The organism is Streptomyces sp. NPDC021093 (assembly GCF_044333135.1).
In the GTDB taxonomy this organism is placed as follows: Bacteria; Actinomycetota; Actinomycetes; order Streptomycetales; family Streptomycetaceae; genus Streptomyces.
Genome location: NZ_JBIRQJ010000009.1, coordinates 204,929 through 219,297, shown reverse-complemented (window position 1 = coordinate 219,297; position 14,369 = coordinate 204,929). Strand labels below are relative to the sequence as shown.

Genomic DNA, 14,369 nt, shown 5'->3' with positions numbered 1-14,369 from the left:
GGGTGGGGCACGCTGCGGGGATCTCGCTTCCACTGTCTGTCTTGATGTCGCCAATCGGTTAAACCGGACGTTGTTGGATTTCGCCACGCCACGACACGGCCGAGGGTGCACGCCCGAGGCTCGTAGCACCGTGAAGGAGATCGTCATGACCAAACCGTCAGCGACCGCCCTGGACGAGCTGTGGAAGCTGGTTTATACCAGCTTTCGGTTCCCCTTCCTGCACGCCGCACTGCGCCTGAAGTTATTTGCTCTGCTCAAGGAGCGGCCCGGTAGTACTCGCGAAGAGATAACCCAGGCACTGGAGTTGGAGGAACGCGCGGGTCATGTGCTGCTGTTGGGGTGCAGTACATTCGAGCTCGTGCGCAAGGAAGACGGTGGGTATCACAACACTGCCGCGACCGATATCCTCGCGGGCGATCCGGACGAATTCATGCCGGTCATCATCCGCTACACCCACGAGATGTTGTACCGCCCGATGGGCTGGCTCTATGAATCGCTGGTGGAGAACGACAACTTGGGGCTGGAGCGTGAGCTGCTCGCAGGCTCGTCGGCGACCACGCTCTACGAGCTGCTTGGCGAGGACAAGAACCTCGAAAAGGTATTCACCGCCATGATGGAACATCAGAGCCGCTCGGTGGTCGAGGATTTCGTCAACTCCGTGGACTTCTCGTCCTACCAGCATGTACTGGACGTCGGTGGAGGCACTGGAACAAATGCCATCGCCTTCGCTCAGCGGTGGCCGCACCTCCAGGCGACCATCCTCGAACTCCCCAACGTGGCGAAGATGGCGGAAGAGCAGATCGCCGAGGCGGGTCTTGTCGACCGAGTTCACGCAGTCGGAGCCGACATCTGGCAGGAAGAGTTCCCCACTTCCCACGACTGCGTCGTATTCTCTCGATTCCTTGAGATCTGGTCTCCGGAGCAGGTTCGCGACCTTTTCGCGAAGACCTACCGGGCGCTGAAGCCGGGAGGACACCTGGTGATCGTCGCCTGCGCGCAGGACGACGACGAGACCGGTCCCGCCCACGCCGCGTTCATGTCGGCGTACGTGCACACGATTGCGTCGCCCGAGGGCCGCATCTACACGCCGCAGGAATTCGAGCAGTGGTACACCGAAGCGGGTTTCGAGCCGATGGACCGTCAATACCCCGGGCGGTTCGACGTCATCCTGCGCGCCCGTAAGCCCGACGTCGGCTGAGTCGTCCTGCGGCTAAGGGCATGTGTCGCGTTGTTCGGTGGAGGCGTGCATCAGGCTGTGCGGCGGATCGGACACGCCACACAGGCGGGCGTCCTGCCCGCGGGCAGCTCACGCACCACCGTGCGCCGCCTGTTCCGGATGTTCAAGGCGCACTGGCAGGCGATCCTCACCTACCGGCCGGAACCTGCCGACGGGGACCTGGTCCTGCTCCGCGCCACCTCGGAACTGCCGGAGATCCTCCAGCCGATGCACGGAGCCGCGCAGAGCCTGCACGAGGACCCCACCAACGGCTGGGGCGACCTGACCACAGGACGGCTCCAGGTGGTCGACGTCCCCGGCGACCACCTGGTCCTCCTGGAGGAACCGCACGTGAACGACGTCGCCGAGAAAGTGGCACAGGTGATGACGGCCGGCCGACCGGGCCGGAGGCGGCCGTCGAAGAGGAGTGGGAGATGACGCAGTACCCCCCGCGCAAGGCCCTCGTCGTCGGAGCGGGCATCGGCGGTCTCACAGCCGCCGCGACACTGCGCCGCGCAGGCGTCGAGGTGCAGGTCTTCGAGCGGGCTCCCGAGCTGCGCCCGGGCACCACGGCAGTGTCGTTGATGTGCAACGCAGTCCTGGCGCTGCGCACTCTCGACATCGACATCGCCCCGGGGCTCGACAAGCGAGGCGAGGTCTTCGACGAGCTGAAGTTCCTCACCCGGCGCGGCCGTTCGATCAGGACCCTTGTGTTCGGTGAGGTCTCGGACCGGCTGGGGGCGTCGAACTACGCCGTGCACCGGGCCGACCTCCAGCAGACGCTGCTGGACGCGCTGGGGGACGAGAGCGTCATCGAATTCATTGCCACGGCAGCCGAGTTCGTCAGCAGTGAGGACGGGATCGAGGTTACCTTCGAGGACGGCAGGACCGCCTCGGGCGACTTCCTGATCGGGGCGGACGGCTTCAACTCGGTGATTCGCAGGCAGGTGGCGGGCGCCGACGAACCGCGGCCCGGCAACTACGCGTGCTGGCTGGCCACCGTGCCCTTCACGCACCCGCGGATGAGCAAGGGCTACGCAGCCCACTACTGGGGGCGCGGACAGCGCTTCGGCCTCGCGGACATCGGCCGTGGCCGCGCCTACTGGTGGGCGACGAAGAACGTGCCCCCGGGCGCCTCCGGACACCTGCGGCGCGGCAAGGAAGGGCTCGCGGGCCTCTTCGCGGGCTGGGCCGACGAGGCGCGGGAGGCGATCCGTACCACCCCCGAGGAATCGATCGCCCGCATCACCGCCCAGGACCGCCCGTACCTCCAGCTGTGGGGCACCGGACGCACAACCCTGCTCGGCGACGCGGCGCACCCGATGCTGGTGAGCCTCGGCCAGGGAGCGGCGCTCGCCATCGAGGACGCCGTCGTCCTCGCCCAGCACCTGAAAGCGACAGCGGACCCGGTCGCGGCGCTGCGCGGTTACGAGGACGAGCGCAGGCCGCGGACGGAGGGACTGGTCGCCGCGGCCCGTGCGTTGAGCGAGACCGAGCAGTTGGAGGGCCTCTTTCCTGCCCTGGCGCGCGACCCCTACTTTCGGTTCGCACCGCTGTCCAAGCTCACCGGTCAGAACGAAGCGGTCCTCACCTGGCCCCCACGGGGCTGACCACGCCCCACGACCGCTGATGGCCGACCCGCGGGTGGGCATACACGTGCCCACCCGCGGCTGCACCGGCATCCCCACTCTTCAGAGGAGCACATCATGGATCTGTCCCGTCCGCTGTTCACCCTCGACCCGTTCGCCGCCGACGCCCGAGCGGAAGCCAAGCGGCTGCTTGAGGCCGGCCCCGTCGTACCGGTCGACGTGGTCGGTGTGCCCGTCTGGGCGGTCAGCCACCACGCTGTCGCCCAACGGATCTTTGAGGACCAGAGCTTCTCGATGAACAGCAGCAACTTCGGAGCGCTTCAGCGCGGTGAAGTCCCCGCGGGCTGGCCCCTGATGAAGATCATCACCGCCCAGTACATGGGCACCGCCGACGGGACCGAGCACCGGCGGCTGCGCAACCTGGTGTCCCGGGCGTTCACCGCGCGCCGGGTCGAAGACCTGAGGCCGCAGATCCAGCGGATCGTCGACGACCTGCTGGAACGGCTCGCGTCCGCGCCCGCGCACGAGACGACCGACCTCAAGGAGGCGTTCGCCGTCCCGCTGCCGATGGGGGTGATATGCGAGCTGTTCGGCGTGCCCGACGAGCAGCAGGCCCCGCTGCACTCCCTGTGCCACGCGCTCTTCGACACCACCGAACAGCCGACGCAGGTGACCGCCACCGAGGAGGCGCTCCACCGCTTCATGGCCGAACTGGCCGCGAGCAAGGCCGCCTCTCCTGGCGACGACCTCACCTCCATTCTGGTCGAGCAGCACACCAGCGGTTCCATCACCCACGACGAACTCGTCGACACCCTCATTCTGGTGCTGACCGCCGGACACCAGACGACCATCAACTTCTTCACCAACGCCTTCCTCGCCTTCATGACCCACCCCGACCAGCTGGCGCGAGCGCGCGCCGGCGAGGTGTCGTGGGAGTCGGTGACCGAATCGGTGCTGGCCTGGGACTCTCCGGTCAACCAAGGGGCGTTCCGGTACCCGGTGCAGGACATCGAGATCGAGGGAGTGCTGATCCGTGCCGGCGAGCCGGTAATGATGTCGTACGTGTCTCTGGGGCACGACCCCGCCCAACACGGCCCGCTTGCCGCGTCGTTCGACGCCGGGCGCGACACCCGTCACCTCTCCTTCGGGCACGGCCCGCACTTCTGCGTGGGTGCTCCGCTGGCCCGCCTTGAGGCGCACATCGCGCTCCCGGCGTTCTTCGACCGCTTCGACGCCGTACTGGCCGTCCCCAGGGACGAGATCGAACCGGTCGCCTCGCTGGCACTCAACGGAGTCCGTGCCCTTCCCGCCATCGTCCGGCCGCGGCAGAAGGCCGTGGCAGGCGGCTGACCTCGATCCGCCGACACACCGCATCCACCCGCACGACGGGAGAAGGCATGGCTTCCGGGCGTCGACCGGTCCTTCGGGTACGGCCATGACTGACGCCGCGGGGAGCGCACGATCCGGGAGTTCCTCGTGCCCGACCTGAGGGAGGGGCCGCTCGACGCGACCATCGTCGAACGGCTGTTGGTGCCGGGAGACACCGTCACCGTCGTGGAACGGCGCGGCGAGCGGGACAGAGCCTGCCGGTGGGCACACCGCTGACCTTCATCGACAGCGGGGCGACTGCGGGCACCGGCAGGGGCCCGGGCGTCGCTGCGGACCCAGGTGCGGCCACGAATGCCGGACCGGACACGGCCGCAGGCGCGGACAGCGCCGGCCATACCGGGCGGGGAGCGGTCCGCGGACGCCCCGCTCCCCGCCGTTCGCCGTTCGCCGTCCACTGTGCCGACCGACACCGGGCGTCCCCGCGCCAAGCCGCCCGTACGGCATCTCGCCCGCAGGCTCGGGTGGACCTGGCCGCGCTGGGTACCGGCTCGGGTCCGGAGGACACCATCACCCGCACGGACGTCCACTCGGAGGGGCGTGCGCGCGGCCACGACGTGGCGGGTGCCGCGGCTCGGTTCCCTTCGGGACGTACAGCGGGTGATCACCGGCTCGATGCACCGGCCCGGTGCAGAGTCACAGTCCGGGATGTTCCCCCGGGCTCTGCGTGGAGGGAACCTTCGATGTCAGGGGCACCAGCCGGACAGCTCGGCGGCGAAGGAGACTGACCATCGGCTCGGGACACCGGCACCCGTCCGGGGTTCCGGCTGGTGAGCGACAGGGCCCAGGAGAGAAGACCCTCGCTGCGGCGATGACTGCGGCGAGGGCCGTGGCGGTGGGTGCTGACCAAGAGACCTGAGTATCAAGGGAGTTAGTGATCGGGAGGTGCTTTACCGTGCGCCGTGCGTGACCTATCGTCTGCCGAGGTGTGCCGGGAAGTCTGGTCGGCGTTGTACTGCGTCACGTGCCGACAGCCCTGAACGGAGCACACGGATGAACGCCCACTCCCGGAACCGGCTTGCCAGAGTGCGACGAGCGGTTTTCGCTCGGCATTCCAACCCCTGGAGCGCCTGGACGCGTTGGGCCACCACCCCTCTGGTGCTGTGGCTGGTGTGGACGCGCCGCGGGCCGCACGTGGCGGTGACGGCTGCCTGGTTCGCGCTCAACCCCGTCGTCTTCCCGAAACCCGCCGATGACCGGGCCTGGGCCAGCCGCGCCATGCTCGGCGAGGAACAGTGGCTCGCCGACCGCCCCAAGGATCTGGCGCTGGGCGTCAATGCTGCGGCTTCCCTGGCCTCCGCCTGCGCGGTGGCAGCCGCCTATCGCCGCAGGCCGGCCGCCGCGGCCTCGGCAACCGCCGCGCAGATGGCTCTGACGCTCGTGTACTGGGAGCTGATGGCCCGCTATCTCGACGGTCACCGGCGGACGACCGGCTGACGCGCTGCGGCCCCTCGGCGATCGGATCACGTCCAGGGGCCTGCTGGCGGCCCGTCCTGGACGTGCCGCAGTGGTGCGCGGGGATCGGCGGCGTCGATGCGGCCAGTGCGGCAAGGGGCCTCTCAGGACAGGGAACGTCCTGGCGGCGGGTGCAGCGGGTGTGGCGGGTGGCGGCGAATTGCCGGGGATGTGCGACCCCAGTGGGCCAGCGGGCCCGGCCGGCTGCTGTGCGCGTTCTTCGCCGCGATGGCGAGACCGAGCGGGAGAGCATCCGCGAGTCCACTCTCGAAGGCCTCGACGCTGCCGCCCGCAAGGGCGAGCACGGCGGCCGACCCCCGGTCAACGCAGACGACAGGCTCGACACCGCGCTCCGTCGCCGCGCCGCCGAGGGAGCCCAGGCCGACTTCGCGGCCCTGCGCCAGCGTTCAGCGACCGAGCTGGCCAGCTCATGGAGAAGCCGCTGCCGACCGTTCCGATCCTCCCCAGGGGCCGCCTTCGACCTGCGCCCCGTCGTCGAACGGCCCGCGCTCCGCCCCTCGGCCTAGCGAAGCGGACCGGTAGTCCGTATGATCCATCTATACGGACTGCCGGTCCGGTTGCGTGCCGGTGTCCGTCAGGTTCCGGAATTCATCGCTACGGAGAAACGGACGTCCTGACCATGACGAACTCACCGACACCCACGACAGCGCCTGAGACGGCGCCCGGCAGCACACCCGACGAGCTGTACCGCGAGGGCCTGCGACTGCTGCTGGAGAAGGACATCCCCGGGTGGGTGGACCTGTGGGACGAGGACGGTGTCCTGGAGTTCCCCTTCGCCCCCGAGGGGTGGCCCGCGCGACTGGAGGGACGGCAGGCCATCGCGGACTACATGCGGCACTACCCCGACCACATCGACGTCCACGACTTCCGTGACGTACGGATTCACCGGACCGCCGCCCCCGGAACCATCATGGTCGAGATGCGAGGAGTGGGCCGCCTGGTGGAGACGGGCAGTCCGTTCGACACGACGTACATCACTGTGATCACCGTCGAGGGCGGGCGCTTCACCTCCTGCCGCGACTACTGGAGCCCGCTCGCCGTCCAGCAGCCCGGCGCCGACTTCGTGGGAACGAACCGATGAACGCCCCCGGTTTCACCCTGGTCATCGGTGCCACCGGCACCACCGGCAGCCGGGTCACCGCAGGGCTGCTCGCGGAGGGGCGCCGCGTCAAAGCCGCCGGCCGGAACGCCACCCCGGTGGAAGGTGCACAGGCCGTCCGCTTCGACTGGAACGAGCCTGCGACCTGGGGCGGAGCCCTCGACCGTGTCGAGGGGGTCTACCTCGTCCCGCCCATCGGCTCCGCGGACCCGGCTGCGGTCATGCTGCCCTTCCTCCGCCGGGCCCGCGCCGCAGGGGTGCGGCGCGCGGTGCTGCTCAGCTCGTCCGCGATCCCCGCAGGCGGCCCGGCAGTGGGCCAGGTGCACCAGGAACTGCCCGGCCTGTTCGAGGAGTGGGCGGTGCTGCGGCCCTCCTGGTTCATGCAGAACTTCACCGGCTCCACCCCGCACGCGCGCAGCATCCGTGAGGACGGAGCCCTCCTGACGGCGACGGGTGACGGGCGCGTGGGCTTCGTCGATGCGGGGGACATCGCCGCTGTCGCCGTACGCTCCCTGATCGCGGATCAGGCGCCCAACACGGATCTGGTCCTCACCGGACCGCAGGCGCTCAGTTACGCGGAGGTGGCCGCGCTCCTCACCGAGGTCACGGGGCGTCCCGTGGTGCACCGGAGGCTGACGGTCGAGGAAATGCGCGACCGATGGGCGGCCGAGATACCGGCGGAGTTCGCCACCATGCTGGCCGGTCTGGACCGCGCCATCGCAGACGGCGCCGAGGACCGCACCACGGACACCGTCCAGCGGCTCACCGGCCGCCCGCCGGGCACCTTCCGCGACTTCGCCGAAAGGGAGCTGCGATGAGACAGTTCGACTGCCCCGACCACACCGACTGCCCCGACCGCACCCGCACCAGGTGCCCCGATGCCATGACCTGACCTGAGCTGTTCCGTACGACGAGGGCCGCCGGACGCCCTATGCCGTCCTGGGGCCCGCGGGGCGCAGGCCAGGAGAAGGAGGACCTGTGACCCAGCGCCCGGAGCGAGCCGACGCCCTGCGCAACCGAGAAGCCGTACTGACCGCCGCCGAGGCGCTGTTCGCCGAAAGTGGCAGACCCCAGGCCGTTTCGATGGACGAGATCGCCGCTGCCGCGGGCGTGGGCAAAGGCACCCTCTTCCGCCGGTTCGGAGACCGGGCGGGCCTGATCGGCGCCGTGATCGCCTCCCGTCTCGAACCCCTGCGGAAGGCGGTGGGGGAGGCGCGAGATGCGGCCGAACGCCCGCCACGACAGCGGGTGCTGGACCTTCTCGACATCTCCTTGCGCTTCAAGATCGAGAATCGGCACCTGATGTCGGCCGCGGAGGACGCCGGAGTCGGCAGCCTGTACCAGGCCGAGCACTACGGCTGGTGGCACGAGCTCCTCCGTACGGAACTGGACCAGGTGCCCGGCGTTCGCGACCCGGGCTTCACCGCCCACGCACTGCTGGCCGCCGTCCGCGCCGACCTCGTGATCCATCTGATCGACGATCAGAAGATGACGCCGGAGGGCCTGCGGTCCTCCCTCGCCGCCCACGTCGCCCGTGTCCTGGGCGACGGAGCCGATGCGCCCGGACCCCGTCGGGGGAGCGAACCGGCAGGGGCGTGAGCACCGGAACCACAGGGCCCTGCGGGCGATCCCGCCGTCGGGGGAGGGGCGGAACGTGCAGTGCCACGGAACCCCGCTGCTCGCCGGCGCCCACGGCAACGCGGACATGGAGCTCAGCGGCCACCTCGTCACGGGCCAACCGCGCACCACCGCCGCCGCGCACGAGACCAGCGGCGCGGTGGAGATCCAGCGCCTCGCGGACGGGAAGGCGGTCCTGCGCCTGACGAACCTGCGCCTGACGAACCCGCGCACCTCCGACGGCCCCGCCCTGCACGTCCGGCTCAGCGACCAGCCGGTCAAGCAGGACGGCGGCGGCAAACTCGACGACGGTACCCATGTCGACCTCGGTGTGCCCCGACGATGGCCGCGATCAGCAGGTGGACGGCGAAGCCGTCGTACGGCCTTTGCCCGGGGGAGCGCGGCAAAGGCCGAACGAGATCTCGGGCTCCTGCGCCCGCTGTCACACGTACAGCGCGGGCATGCCTGCCAAGCGTGACAAGTGCCTTGGAAACAAAGGGCACTGGCAGGGGGCGGAGCCGTCGGAGACGGCCCGGAACACGGTGCTACCGGGAAGGAAGGATCACTGCCGCTGCCAGTCCCGGAACGCAGTGAGCAACTGCTGTCTGGCGGTGGGCGAGATGCTGTCCGGGGTCAGTTCACCCGTGGCGGCAATCGTCTGACGGAACTGATCGAGGTAGCGCTCGCACCCGGAACACGCGGCCAAGTGCTCGATGAAGCGCTGCTCGTCCTCCTCGGGCAGTGCGCCCTCAAGGAATTCGGTCACCAGCTCCACGAACTCAACGCAGTCCATACCCGTTCCCTCCCGCCGCGAAGTCCGGTCCACCGGACAAGTAGCCCTCCAGCTTACGGCGTACGTAAGCCCTGGCCCGGTGGAGGAGGACGCGCTGGTTGCCGGGCGAGATGTCCAACAGGGAGCACACCTCCTCCGAGCCGTACCCGGCGACATCGCGCAGTGTCATCACCGAGCGGAGGCGGGGCGGGAGTTCACCGAGTGCCTCCTCCACCATCGCGCGGACTTCGCCGCGCAGCACGTGCTCCTCGGGAACGTGCCAGTGCTGCGGCCCCTGCCCGACGGCCCAATGTCCGGCGTACCGCTCGCCGGGAGCGCGGAACCGTGAGGCGTCCACCGTCGGCCCTTCCTCCTCCGGCAGCAGACTGGCGAACGGGATGGTCCTGCTCTCCCTCGTGCCGCGCGCCTTGGCCGTGTGGACCAGAATCCGGTACACCCAAGTCTTCAGGGACGAACGGCCCTCGAAGTCGCCGATCCCCTTGAAGACCGCCAGCCAGGTGTCCTGGACGGCCTCTTCCGCGGACGCCCTGGTCGACACGAACGACATGGCCAGCCGGAGCATTCCCCCCGACCACGTGTCCAGTACCAGCGTGAACGTCTCCTCGTCACCCTCACGCAACCGTTGGACCAGGACCTCGTCCGGCGGCAGTTCGCGTGCACCCAGCATTGTTCCCCCTCTTCCCCTCCTGGCAGCCTGTCGCCTGGTCGTCCGGTCGACTGGTCGGCCAAGGGGTGTCAGCGGCTGTCAGCGTAGGGCGGCTCGGCGGGGGAGAACTCATGGCGGCGGGTTCGGTCATACCTCGGTAAGAACTCGGACAGCGGAGCAGATCGGCCATGACGACCCCGGGCGGCGTTCGGCGAGCGGCCGGTCAGGGCGATCGCAGCCGTCAGCGGCTCAGTCGACGGTGCGCAGCACTACCGTCCTGGGCGGCACTCGCAGCACCCGGATCGCCTCGCCCATGCCGGTCTCCGCGGCGAATTCCATGTGCGCGCGGAACGCCTCCGCGTTCTCCCAGACCTGCACGGCGTAGAAGGCTCCCGGGTCGTTGAGGTCCTCGTACTCCGTCGAGCTGAGAAGTCCGGGCTTCTCGGAGGTCCGGATCGCGTGCGACAGCCTTTCGCGAGCCTCCTCCTCCTGTCCGTCCTTGGCGTGGATCTCGATGAGGACGGTCACCGCGCCGTGACTGCTCATGGCTGTCTCCCCTGCTTGTTCACGGCCCGTCATCACTTCCAGGTGGTGCACCTGGTCGTGTACGTGCTGTCGCGGTCGGCCATGGGGTGCGGTCGTGCGTGTCCGTGGCGACCTGGCCCGTGGCCGGGGCCGGGCGGGCACGGGCCCGTAAGGCTATGTGTTCGGCAGCTCGGGAACACTGTTGATCGTCCGGGCCGCGCTCCGTGCTGCGGCGCGGACACGACGCACCGTGCGGTACGTGGCCGGACCCCGGGCCGGGCCGGGGTCCGGCGACGGGTCTAACTGTCCAGCGTCCAGCGCTGGTTGTTCTGTCCGTTGCCCGGGGAGACGCCGACCGGGCGGTCCTCGCCGGTCAGGTTGCCCAGCACGTCCAGCTCCCAGCCGTAGTAGTCGTTCACCAGGTTCACGGACCCGTTGCCCGTGGGTTCGACCTCCCACTCCTGGGTGAACTGCCCGGCACAGTCGTACTGGTCGACCGGGTCACCCGCGGACGAGGCGGTGCCGTTGGCGACGTCCAGGCACTTGCCGGACTCCTCGTTGACGACGGTGACGGTGCCCGGCCCTGTGGCGTCGAGGTGCCAGCGCTGGTTGGCCCCGTCGTTGGCGGTGTGCGTGATCAGGCGGGCGTCATTGTCGTGAGAGGCGCCCTCGACATCGAGGAGTCGGCCCTCGTTGCTGACGCTGGCGAGCGTGGACGACTCCCGGGAGGCGAGTTCCCACTGCTGGTTGGCCCCGCCGTTGCACTCGTAGATACCGACCTCCGCGCCGTCACCGGTGTCCCCGCGGAAGACGTCGAGGCAGCTGTTGGAGTGGTACAGGTTCCGCAGGACGCCGGTGGCCGAGTCGTTCTGCGACGGCTGGAAGACCCACTCCTGGGTCGGCTGGCCCGCACAGTCCCACTGGTCGACCCGGTCCCGGCTGTGCTGCGTGCCGTTGTGGACGTCCATGCACTTGCCGGTCCGCTGGTTGACCAGCGTGTAGTACCCGGCCGGCGCGTTGAGGGAGGACCGCAGCCGCCAGGTCTGCTCCGGCCCCGCGGCGGGCACCGCGGCCTGTCCGCCGGTGCGGCTGGAGGGCTGGTAGGTGATCAGGTCCGTCTGGTTGGTCTCGTCGCCGTACGGGACCGCGAGGCGGCGTTCGTCGTTGCTGCGGCTGCGCAGCTCGACGGCTCCGGCCGCGGCCCGCAGCCGGGCGGGCAGCAGGGCCACCGGGGCGTGGTCGCTGCTCATCGCGTTCAGCCGCACCCCCTCGTACCCCTGGGCCACGGTCAGCTGCCGGCCGGTGAACATGTAGTCCGCCTCGGAGGGGCTGTCGCCGTAGAAGCCCACGGTGTACTGGGCGCTGCGGTACATCACGGAGCCGGCCGGTGCGTTGACCGGCCGCACGTCCGGGTCCCGGTTCCAGTCGCCCATGGCCAGCCAGTTGTTGTGGGGCGCCGCGGCCTGGATGGCCTGGAGTGTGGACTCCGCGTTGTTCTGCTGTCCGCCCCGGGAGTCGGCGTGCACGGTCCAGTACGTCGCGTTGCCGATCTCAATCCCGAACGACGGCCGCCGCCCGGGGTTCGGGGCGTACCGGATCTGGTTGGTCAGCCAGGGGGAGACGATGGCCAGGTTGACCCGGTTGCCGCCGAAGTCCGTGCGCAGGTAGTAGAGGTAGACGAGGTCCGGGTTGTCCGCGTTGCCGCGATTCCACTCGTGGACCTGCACGTTCTCGGGGCCGCCGGTCGGAAGTGTGCCGATGTTCGCCCCCGGCACCTCCTGCCCGGGACCGGCCTCCTGGACCGCGATCATGTTGTAGCCGGCCGCAAGGAGCTGCGGCAGATCCTTGGTCCACTTGTTGACGTCCTCGCCACTGCCCGCGCCCTGCATGTTGTACGTGGCGGCCTGGACGTCCTCCAGGTTGTTCGGCCGAGGGGGTGCCGCCGCCGTCGGTGCGGCCGACGCGAACGCCAGACCGGCGACGGCCAACAGCACCGCCACGACACCGGCTACGAGCCGGGCCGGCCCGGCACGTAACCAGGTCCGCACACCGCCCCTGCCTCTGAGTTGGCTCCCGCTACCGGATATCCGCATCGCTGTCCTCCGTTCGGTGAGGCCGCCAGGTCGCGGCCGACACGTACACAGAGTCGACCGACCCCCTGGGCGTTACACCGACGTATACGGACCGTCCTGCGGCTCACCCTCCAGGAGGAACCGTCCGGGCTCCACCTCGGTGGCCCGGCCCTGCACGGGCGCCGCTTCAGCCGTGAATTCGCCCTCTCCTCCCGTGCCGGGACCGAGGACTCGCTCAGGTTGCGTGGAACAGCCGCGTGGCGTCGGCGACGCGGATGATGTCGCCGACCGCCGCGTCGTGACGACGGACGGGTCCGCTCAGCGGCGGGCTGCCCAGAAGAGTCGTGCACCGTCTGCTTCGCGCAGACTGACGCCTACGGCGGGCACCTGGGCGAGCGGTCGCAACAGCCTGACGACCCTGACCAGCGGCTCGTCGACGGCGCGCGGCCCGGGTTTCCGCGTTCGACGGGCCGCCGTGTCAGTGGGCTGCGGCGCGAGGAGGTCGCCGTCCTGGCCGGGGTCAGCGCCGACTACTACGCCCGCCTGGAGCAGGGCCGCGAACGCCACCCCTCCGGCCAGGTCATCGACGCCGGCACGGCCGTGGACCGCGACCGGAAGATCTCCTTCACCGTCGGCGACTCGATGGTCAACAAGGTCGACCTGACCGCCCACACCATGACGGTCGTGCGCAACGGCGAGGTCGCGCGGGTGATTCCCGTCAGCGGCGGCGAGAAGCGCTTCAAGACCCGCGAGGGCATCAGGACCGTCCTCTCCAAGGACGGCCGCGTGATCATGGACTCGCGCACCATCGGCATCCCCCGCGAGAGCCCCGACGGGTACTACGACCCGTACAACTGGAGCATGCGCGAGACGGTCAGCGGCGAGTACCTCCACGCCGCCCCCGACAACGCCGAGGCCTTCGGCAAGGAGAACGTCAGCCACGGCTGCATCGGCATGTCCGAGGCCGACGCCAAGTGGCTCTACGGCCTGAGCCGTGTGGGCGACGTCATCGAGGTCACCGGTACCACCGGGAAGCCGATGGACCACTTCGGCAACGGCTACGGCGACTGGAACCTGCCCTGGAGCCAGTGGCTGGCCGGCAGCGAAGCGGGCGAGCGGCCGACCGCCGGATAATTCGGCTTCGTACCAACAACCCACAAAGAGTGAGTAGTTGGCTACTCTGTGACGACCACCCGCAGGGCTGAGGGGGTTGTCGCCTTGTTCGATCTCGTTCTCCCGGACCTGCCGCGCAGGGAACTCAGGATGACCGCGGAGGAGCCCGTGCGGGGGCCGGACAACGCGTCGCCGGTGCCGCCGCCTCCGCTGGGGAGCCGGATCCTGTTGGGCGGCCCGGTCTCGGTTCCCGTCGACGCCAAGGTCGTTGCCCACGACGTGGAGCTCCAGGCTTTCGTGGAGGGTGAGGCCGCCAGGGCCGTCTATCACCTGCTGCACCTCTCGATCACCTGTGAGCAGGAGGACGACGCTCCCGAACTGCACAGGGTCGACGTCGACTTGACGCTTTCCGTGGAAGAGGCGGCGGCCGTGGCCTTCCAGCCGGTCGCCTGGTCCATGACTCCCCGTCGGCTGACGGCGGACGTCGAGAGCACGACATCCGCCCAACTGGGCCCGCAAATGGCCTTCGTGGGCCACAGCAGGACCACCCGGCAGAGCACCGTCCTGCTGGAGGCGCTCCGCGAACTGCGCTCCGACCCCGGCTGGGAGATCCGTCGCACCAGGGCGACGAAGATCGGCGGCACCTACCGGCTCGCCATGGTGGTACGGGCGCCACGTGGTGTCACGAGCCGGGTGACGGTGGCCGTGGGGGCGGTGGTGCGCAAGGGGAAGATGCTGCGGCGGTACCGGGAGGAAGTGCCGGGCCAGGTGGGGCTGGCGACGACCTTGTGAGCGGGCCGGTGACGATTCGACGTTCGACGAGCGGCCCGGGAACGG

General features: G+C 69.6%; 17 protein-coding genes and 1 pseudogene. 14 read left to right on the top strand and 4 right to left on the bottom strand.

Going from position 1 to position 14,369, the window contains the following annotated elements:
- The first annotated feature begins 145 nt into the window (after nucleotides 1-145).
- From ACH4SP_RS28365 to ACH4SP_RS28315, 11 genes are all read left to right on the top strand, one after another.
- On the top strand, nucleotides 146-1,198 hold the full coding sequence (locus ACH4SP_RS28365) for a methyltransferase (protein WP_398418756.1): 1,053 nt from the start codon (nucleotides 146-148) through the stop codon (nucleotides 1,196-1,198).
- Between the two features lie 45 nt (nucleotides 1,199-1,243).
- Entirely contained in the window at nucleotides 1,244-1,654 is a 411-nt protein-coding gene (locus ACH4SP_RS28360; protein ID WP_398418754.1) for a hypothetical protein, read from the top strand.
- A complete protein-coding gene (locus tag ACH4SP_RS28355; RefSeq protein WP_398418752.1) occupies nucleotides 1,651-2,826 on the top strand; it encodes an FAD-dependent monooxygenase in 1,176 nt (391 codons plus the stop codon). The genes ACH4SP_RS28360 and ACH4SP_RS28355 overlap by 4 nt, the downstream gene beginning before the upstream one ends.
- Before the next feature lie 96 nt (nucleotides 2,827-2,922).
- Entirely contained in the window at nucleotides 2,923-4,155 is a 1,233-nt protein-coding gene (locus ACH4SP_RS28350) for a cytochrome P450 (protein WP_398418750.1), read from the top strand.
- A gap of 126 nt (nucleotides 4,156-4,281) precedes the next feature.
- Nucleotides 4,282-4,410: a hypothetical protein gene (locus tag ACH4SP_RS28345; protein ID WP_398418748.1), complete on the top strand. Its 129-nt coding sequence runs from the start codon at nucleotides 4,282-4,284 to the stop codon at nucleotides 4,408-4,410.
- An 807-nt stretch (nucleotides 4,411-5,217) separates the two neighbouring features.
- Complete coding sequence (locus ACH4SP_RS28340) at nucleotides 5,218-5,628, top strand: DUF6653 family protein (protein ID WP_398418747.1); 411 nt, start codon at nucleotides 5,218-5,220, stop codon at nucleotides 5,626-5,628.
- 227 nt (nucleotides 5,629-5,855) lie between these two features.
- Nucleotides 5,856-6,173, top strand: coding sequence for a hypothetical protein (locus ACH4SP_RS28335; protein ID WP_398418746.1), 318 nt, complete (start codon nucleotides 5,856-5,858; stop codon nucleotides 6,171-6,173).
- Between the two features lie 113 nt (nucleotides 6,174-6,286).
- On the top strand, nucleotides 6,287-6,748 hold the full coding sequence (locus ACH4SP_RS28330; RefSeq protein WP_398418744.1) for a nuclear transport factor 2 family protein: 462 nt from the start codon (nucleotides 6,287-6,289) through the stop codon (nucleotides 6,746-6,748).
- Entirely contained in the window at nucleotides 6,745-7,584 is an 840-nt protein-coding gene (locus ACH4SP_RS28325) for an NAD(P)H-binding protein (RefSeq protein WP_398418743.1), read from the top strand. Before ACH4SP_RS28330 ends, ACH4SP_RS28325 begins: the two co-directional genes overlap by 4 nt.
- 160 nt (nucleotides 7,585-7,744) lie before the next feature.
- The gene (locus ACH4SP_RS28320; protein ID WP_398418741.1) at nucleotides 7,745-8,365 is read left to right on the top strand and encodes a TetR/AcrR family transcriptional regulator; all 621 of its coding nucleotides are present in this window, start codon (nucleotides 7,745-7,747) and stop codon (nucleotides 8,363-8,365) included.
- A 55-nt stretch (nucleotides 8,366-8,420) separates the two neighbouring features.
- Nucleotides 8,421-8,861, top strand: coding sequence for a hypothetical protein (locus tag ACH4SP_RS28315; RefSeq protein ID WP_398418740.1), 441 nt, complete (start codon nucleotides 8,421-8,423; stop codon nucleotides 8,859-8,861).
- An 84-nt stretch (nucleotides 8,862-8,945) separates the two neighbouring features.
- On the opposite strand, the gene ACH4SP_RS28310 is transcribed toward ACH4SP_RS28315, so the two are convergent.
- The 4 genes from ACH4SP_RS28310 to ACH4SP_RS28295 all read right to left on the bottom strand — a co-directional run bounded on the left by ACH4SP_RS28310 (nucleotide 8,946) and on the right by ACH4SP_RS28295 (nucleotide 12,395).
- The gene (locus ACH4SP_RS28310) at nucleotides 8,946-9,176 is read right to left on the bottom strand and encodes an anti-sigma factor family protein (protein WP_398418738.1); all 231 of its coding nucleotides are present in this window, start codon (nucleotides 9,174-9,176) and stop codon (nucleotides 8,946-8,948) included.
- Nucleotides 9,163-9,843: an RNA polymerase sigma factor gene (locus tag ACH4SP_RS28305; protein WP_398418736.1), complete on the bottom strand. Its 681-nt coding sequence runs from the start codon at nucleotides 9,841-9,843 to the stop codon at nucleotides 9,163-9,165. The genes ACH4SP_RS28310 and ACH4SP_RS28305 overlap by 14 nt, the downstream gene beginning before the upstream one ends.
- 228 nt (nucleotides 9,844-10,071) lie before the next feature.
- The gene (locus ACH4SP_RS28300; RefSeq protein WP_398418734.1) at nucleotides 10,072-10,368 is read right to left on the bottom strand and encodes a putative quinol monooxygenase; all 297 of its coding nucleotides are present in this window, start codon (nucleotides 10,366-10,368) and stop codon (nucleotides 10,072-10,074) included.
- Nucleotides 10,369-10,646: 278 nt separating this feature from the next.
- Complete coding sequence (locus ACH4SP_RS28295; protein ID WP_398418732.1) at nucleotides 10,647-12,395, bottom strand: RICIN domain-containing protein; 1,749 nt, start codon at nucleotides 12,393-12,395, stop codon at nucleotides 10,647-10,649.
- A gap of 411 nt (nucleotides 12,396-12,806) precedes the next feature.
- Between ACH4SP_RS28295 and ACH4SP_RS28290 the strand changes: the two are divergent.
- From ACH4SP_RS28290 to ACH4SP_RS28280, 3 genes and pseudogenes are all read left to right on the top strand, one after another.
- Nucleotides 12,807-12,995 (top strand): annotated as a pseudogene (locus ACH4SP_RS28290) (helix-turn-helix domain-containing protein); the annotation flags it as partial.
- Nucleotides 12,996-13,019: 24 nt separating this feature from the next.
- Complete coding sequence (locus ACH4SP_RS28285) at nucleotides 13,020-13,553, top strand: L,D-transpeptidase (RefSeq protein ID WP_398418730.1); 534 nt, start codon at nucleotides 13,020-13,022, stop codon at nucleotides 13,551-13,553.
- A 129-nt stretch (nucleotides 13,554-13,682) separates the two neighbouring features.
- Nucleotides 13,683-14,324 (top strand): hypothetical protein, encoded by a 642-nt coding sequence (locus ACH4SP_RS28280; RefSeq protein WP_398418728.1) that lies wholly within the window; start codon nucleotides 13,683-13,685, stop codon nucleotides 14,322-14,324.
- Nucleotides 14,325-14,369: the final 45 nt, after the last annotated feature.

What these genes read in the sequence shown, in the direction of transcription:
- ACH4SP_RS28365 (WP_398418756.1), top strand. Translation starts at nt 146, where the DNA reads ATGACCAAACCGTCAGCGACCGCCCTGGACGAGCTGTGGAAGCTGGTT.
- ACH4SP_RS28355 (WP_398418752.1), top strand. Translation starts at nt 1,651, where the DNA reads ATGACGCAGTACCCCCCGCGCAAGGCCCTCGTCGTCGGAGCGGGCATC.
- ACH4SP_RS28350 (WP_398418750.1), top strand. Translation starts at nt 2,923, where the DNA reads ATGGATCTGTCCCGTCCGCTGTTCACCCTCGACCCGTTCGCCGCCGAC.
- ACH4SP_RS28330 (WP_398418744.1), top strand. Translation starts at nt 6,287, where the DNA reads ATGACGAACTCACCGACACCCACGACAGCGCCTGAGACGGCGCCCGGC.
- ACH4SP_RS28325 (WP_398418743.1), top strand. Translation starts at nt 6,745, where the DNA reads ATGAACGCCCCCGGTTTCACCCTGGTCATCGGTGCCACCGGCACCACC.
- ACH4SP_RS28310 (WP_398418738.1), bottom strand. Translation starts at nt 9,176, where the DNA reads ATGGACTGCGTTGAGTTCGTGGAGCTGGTGACCGAATTCCTTGAGGGC.
- ACH4SP_RS28305 (WP_398418736.1), bottom strand. Translation starts at nt 9,843, where the DNA reads ATGCTGGGTGCACGCGAACTGCCGCCGGACGAGGTCCTGGTCCAACGG.
- ACH4SP_RS28300 (WP_398418734.1), bottom strand. Translation starts at nt 10,368, where the DNA reads ATGAGCAGTCACGGCGCGGTGACCGTCCTCATCGAGATCCACGCCAAG.
- ACH4SP_RS28280 (WP_398418728.1), top strand. Translation starts at nt 13,683, where the DNA reads ATGACCGCGGAGGAGCCCGTGCGGGGGCCGGACAACGCGTCGCCGGTG.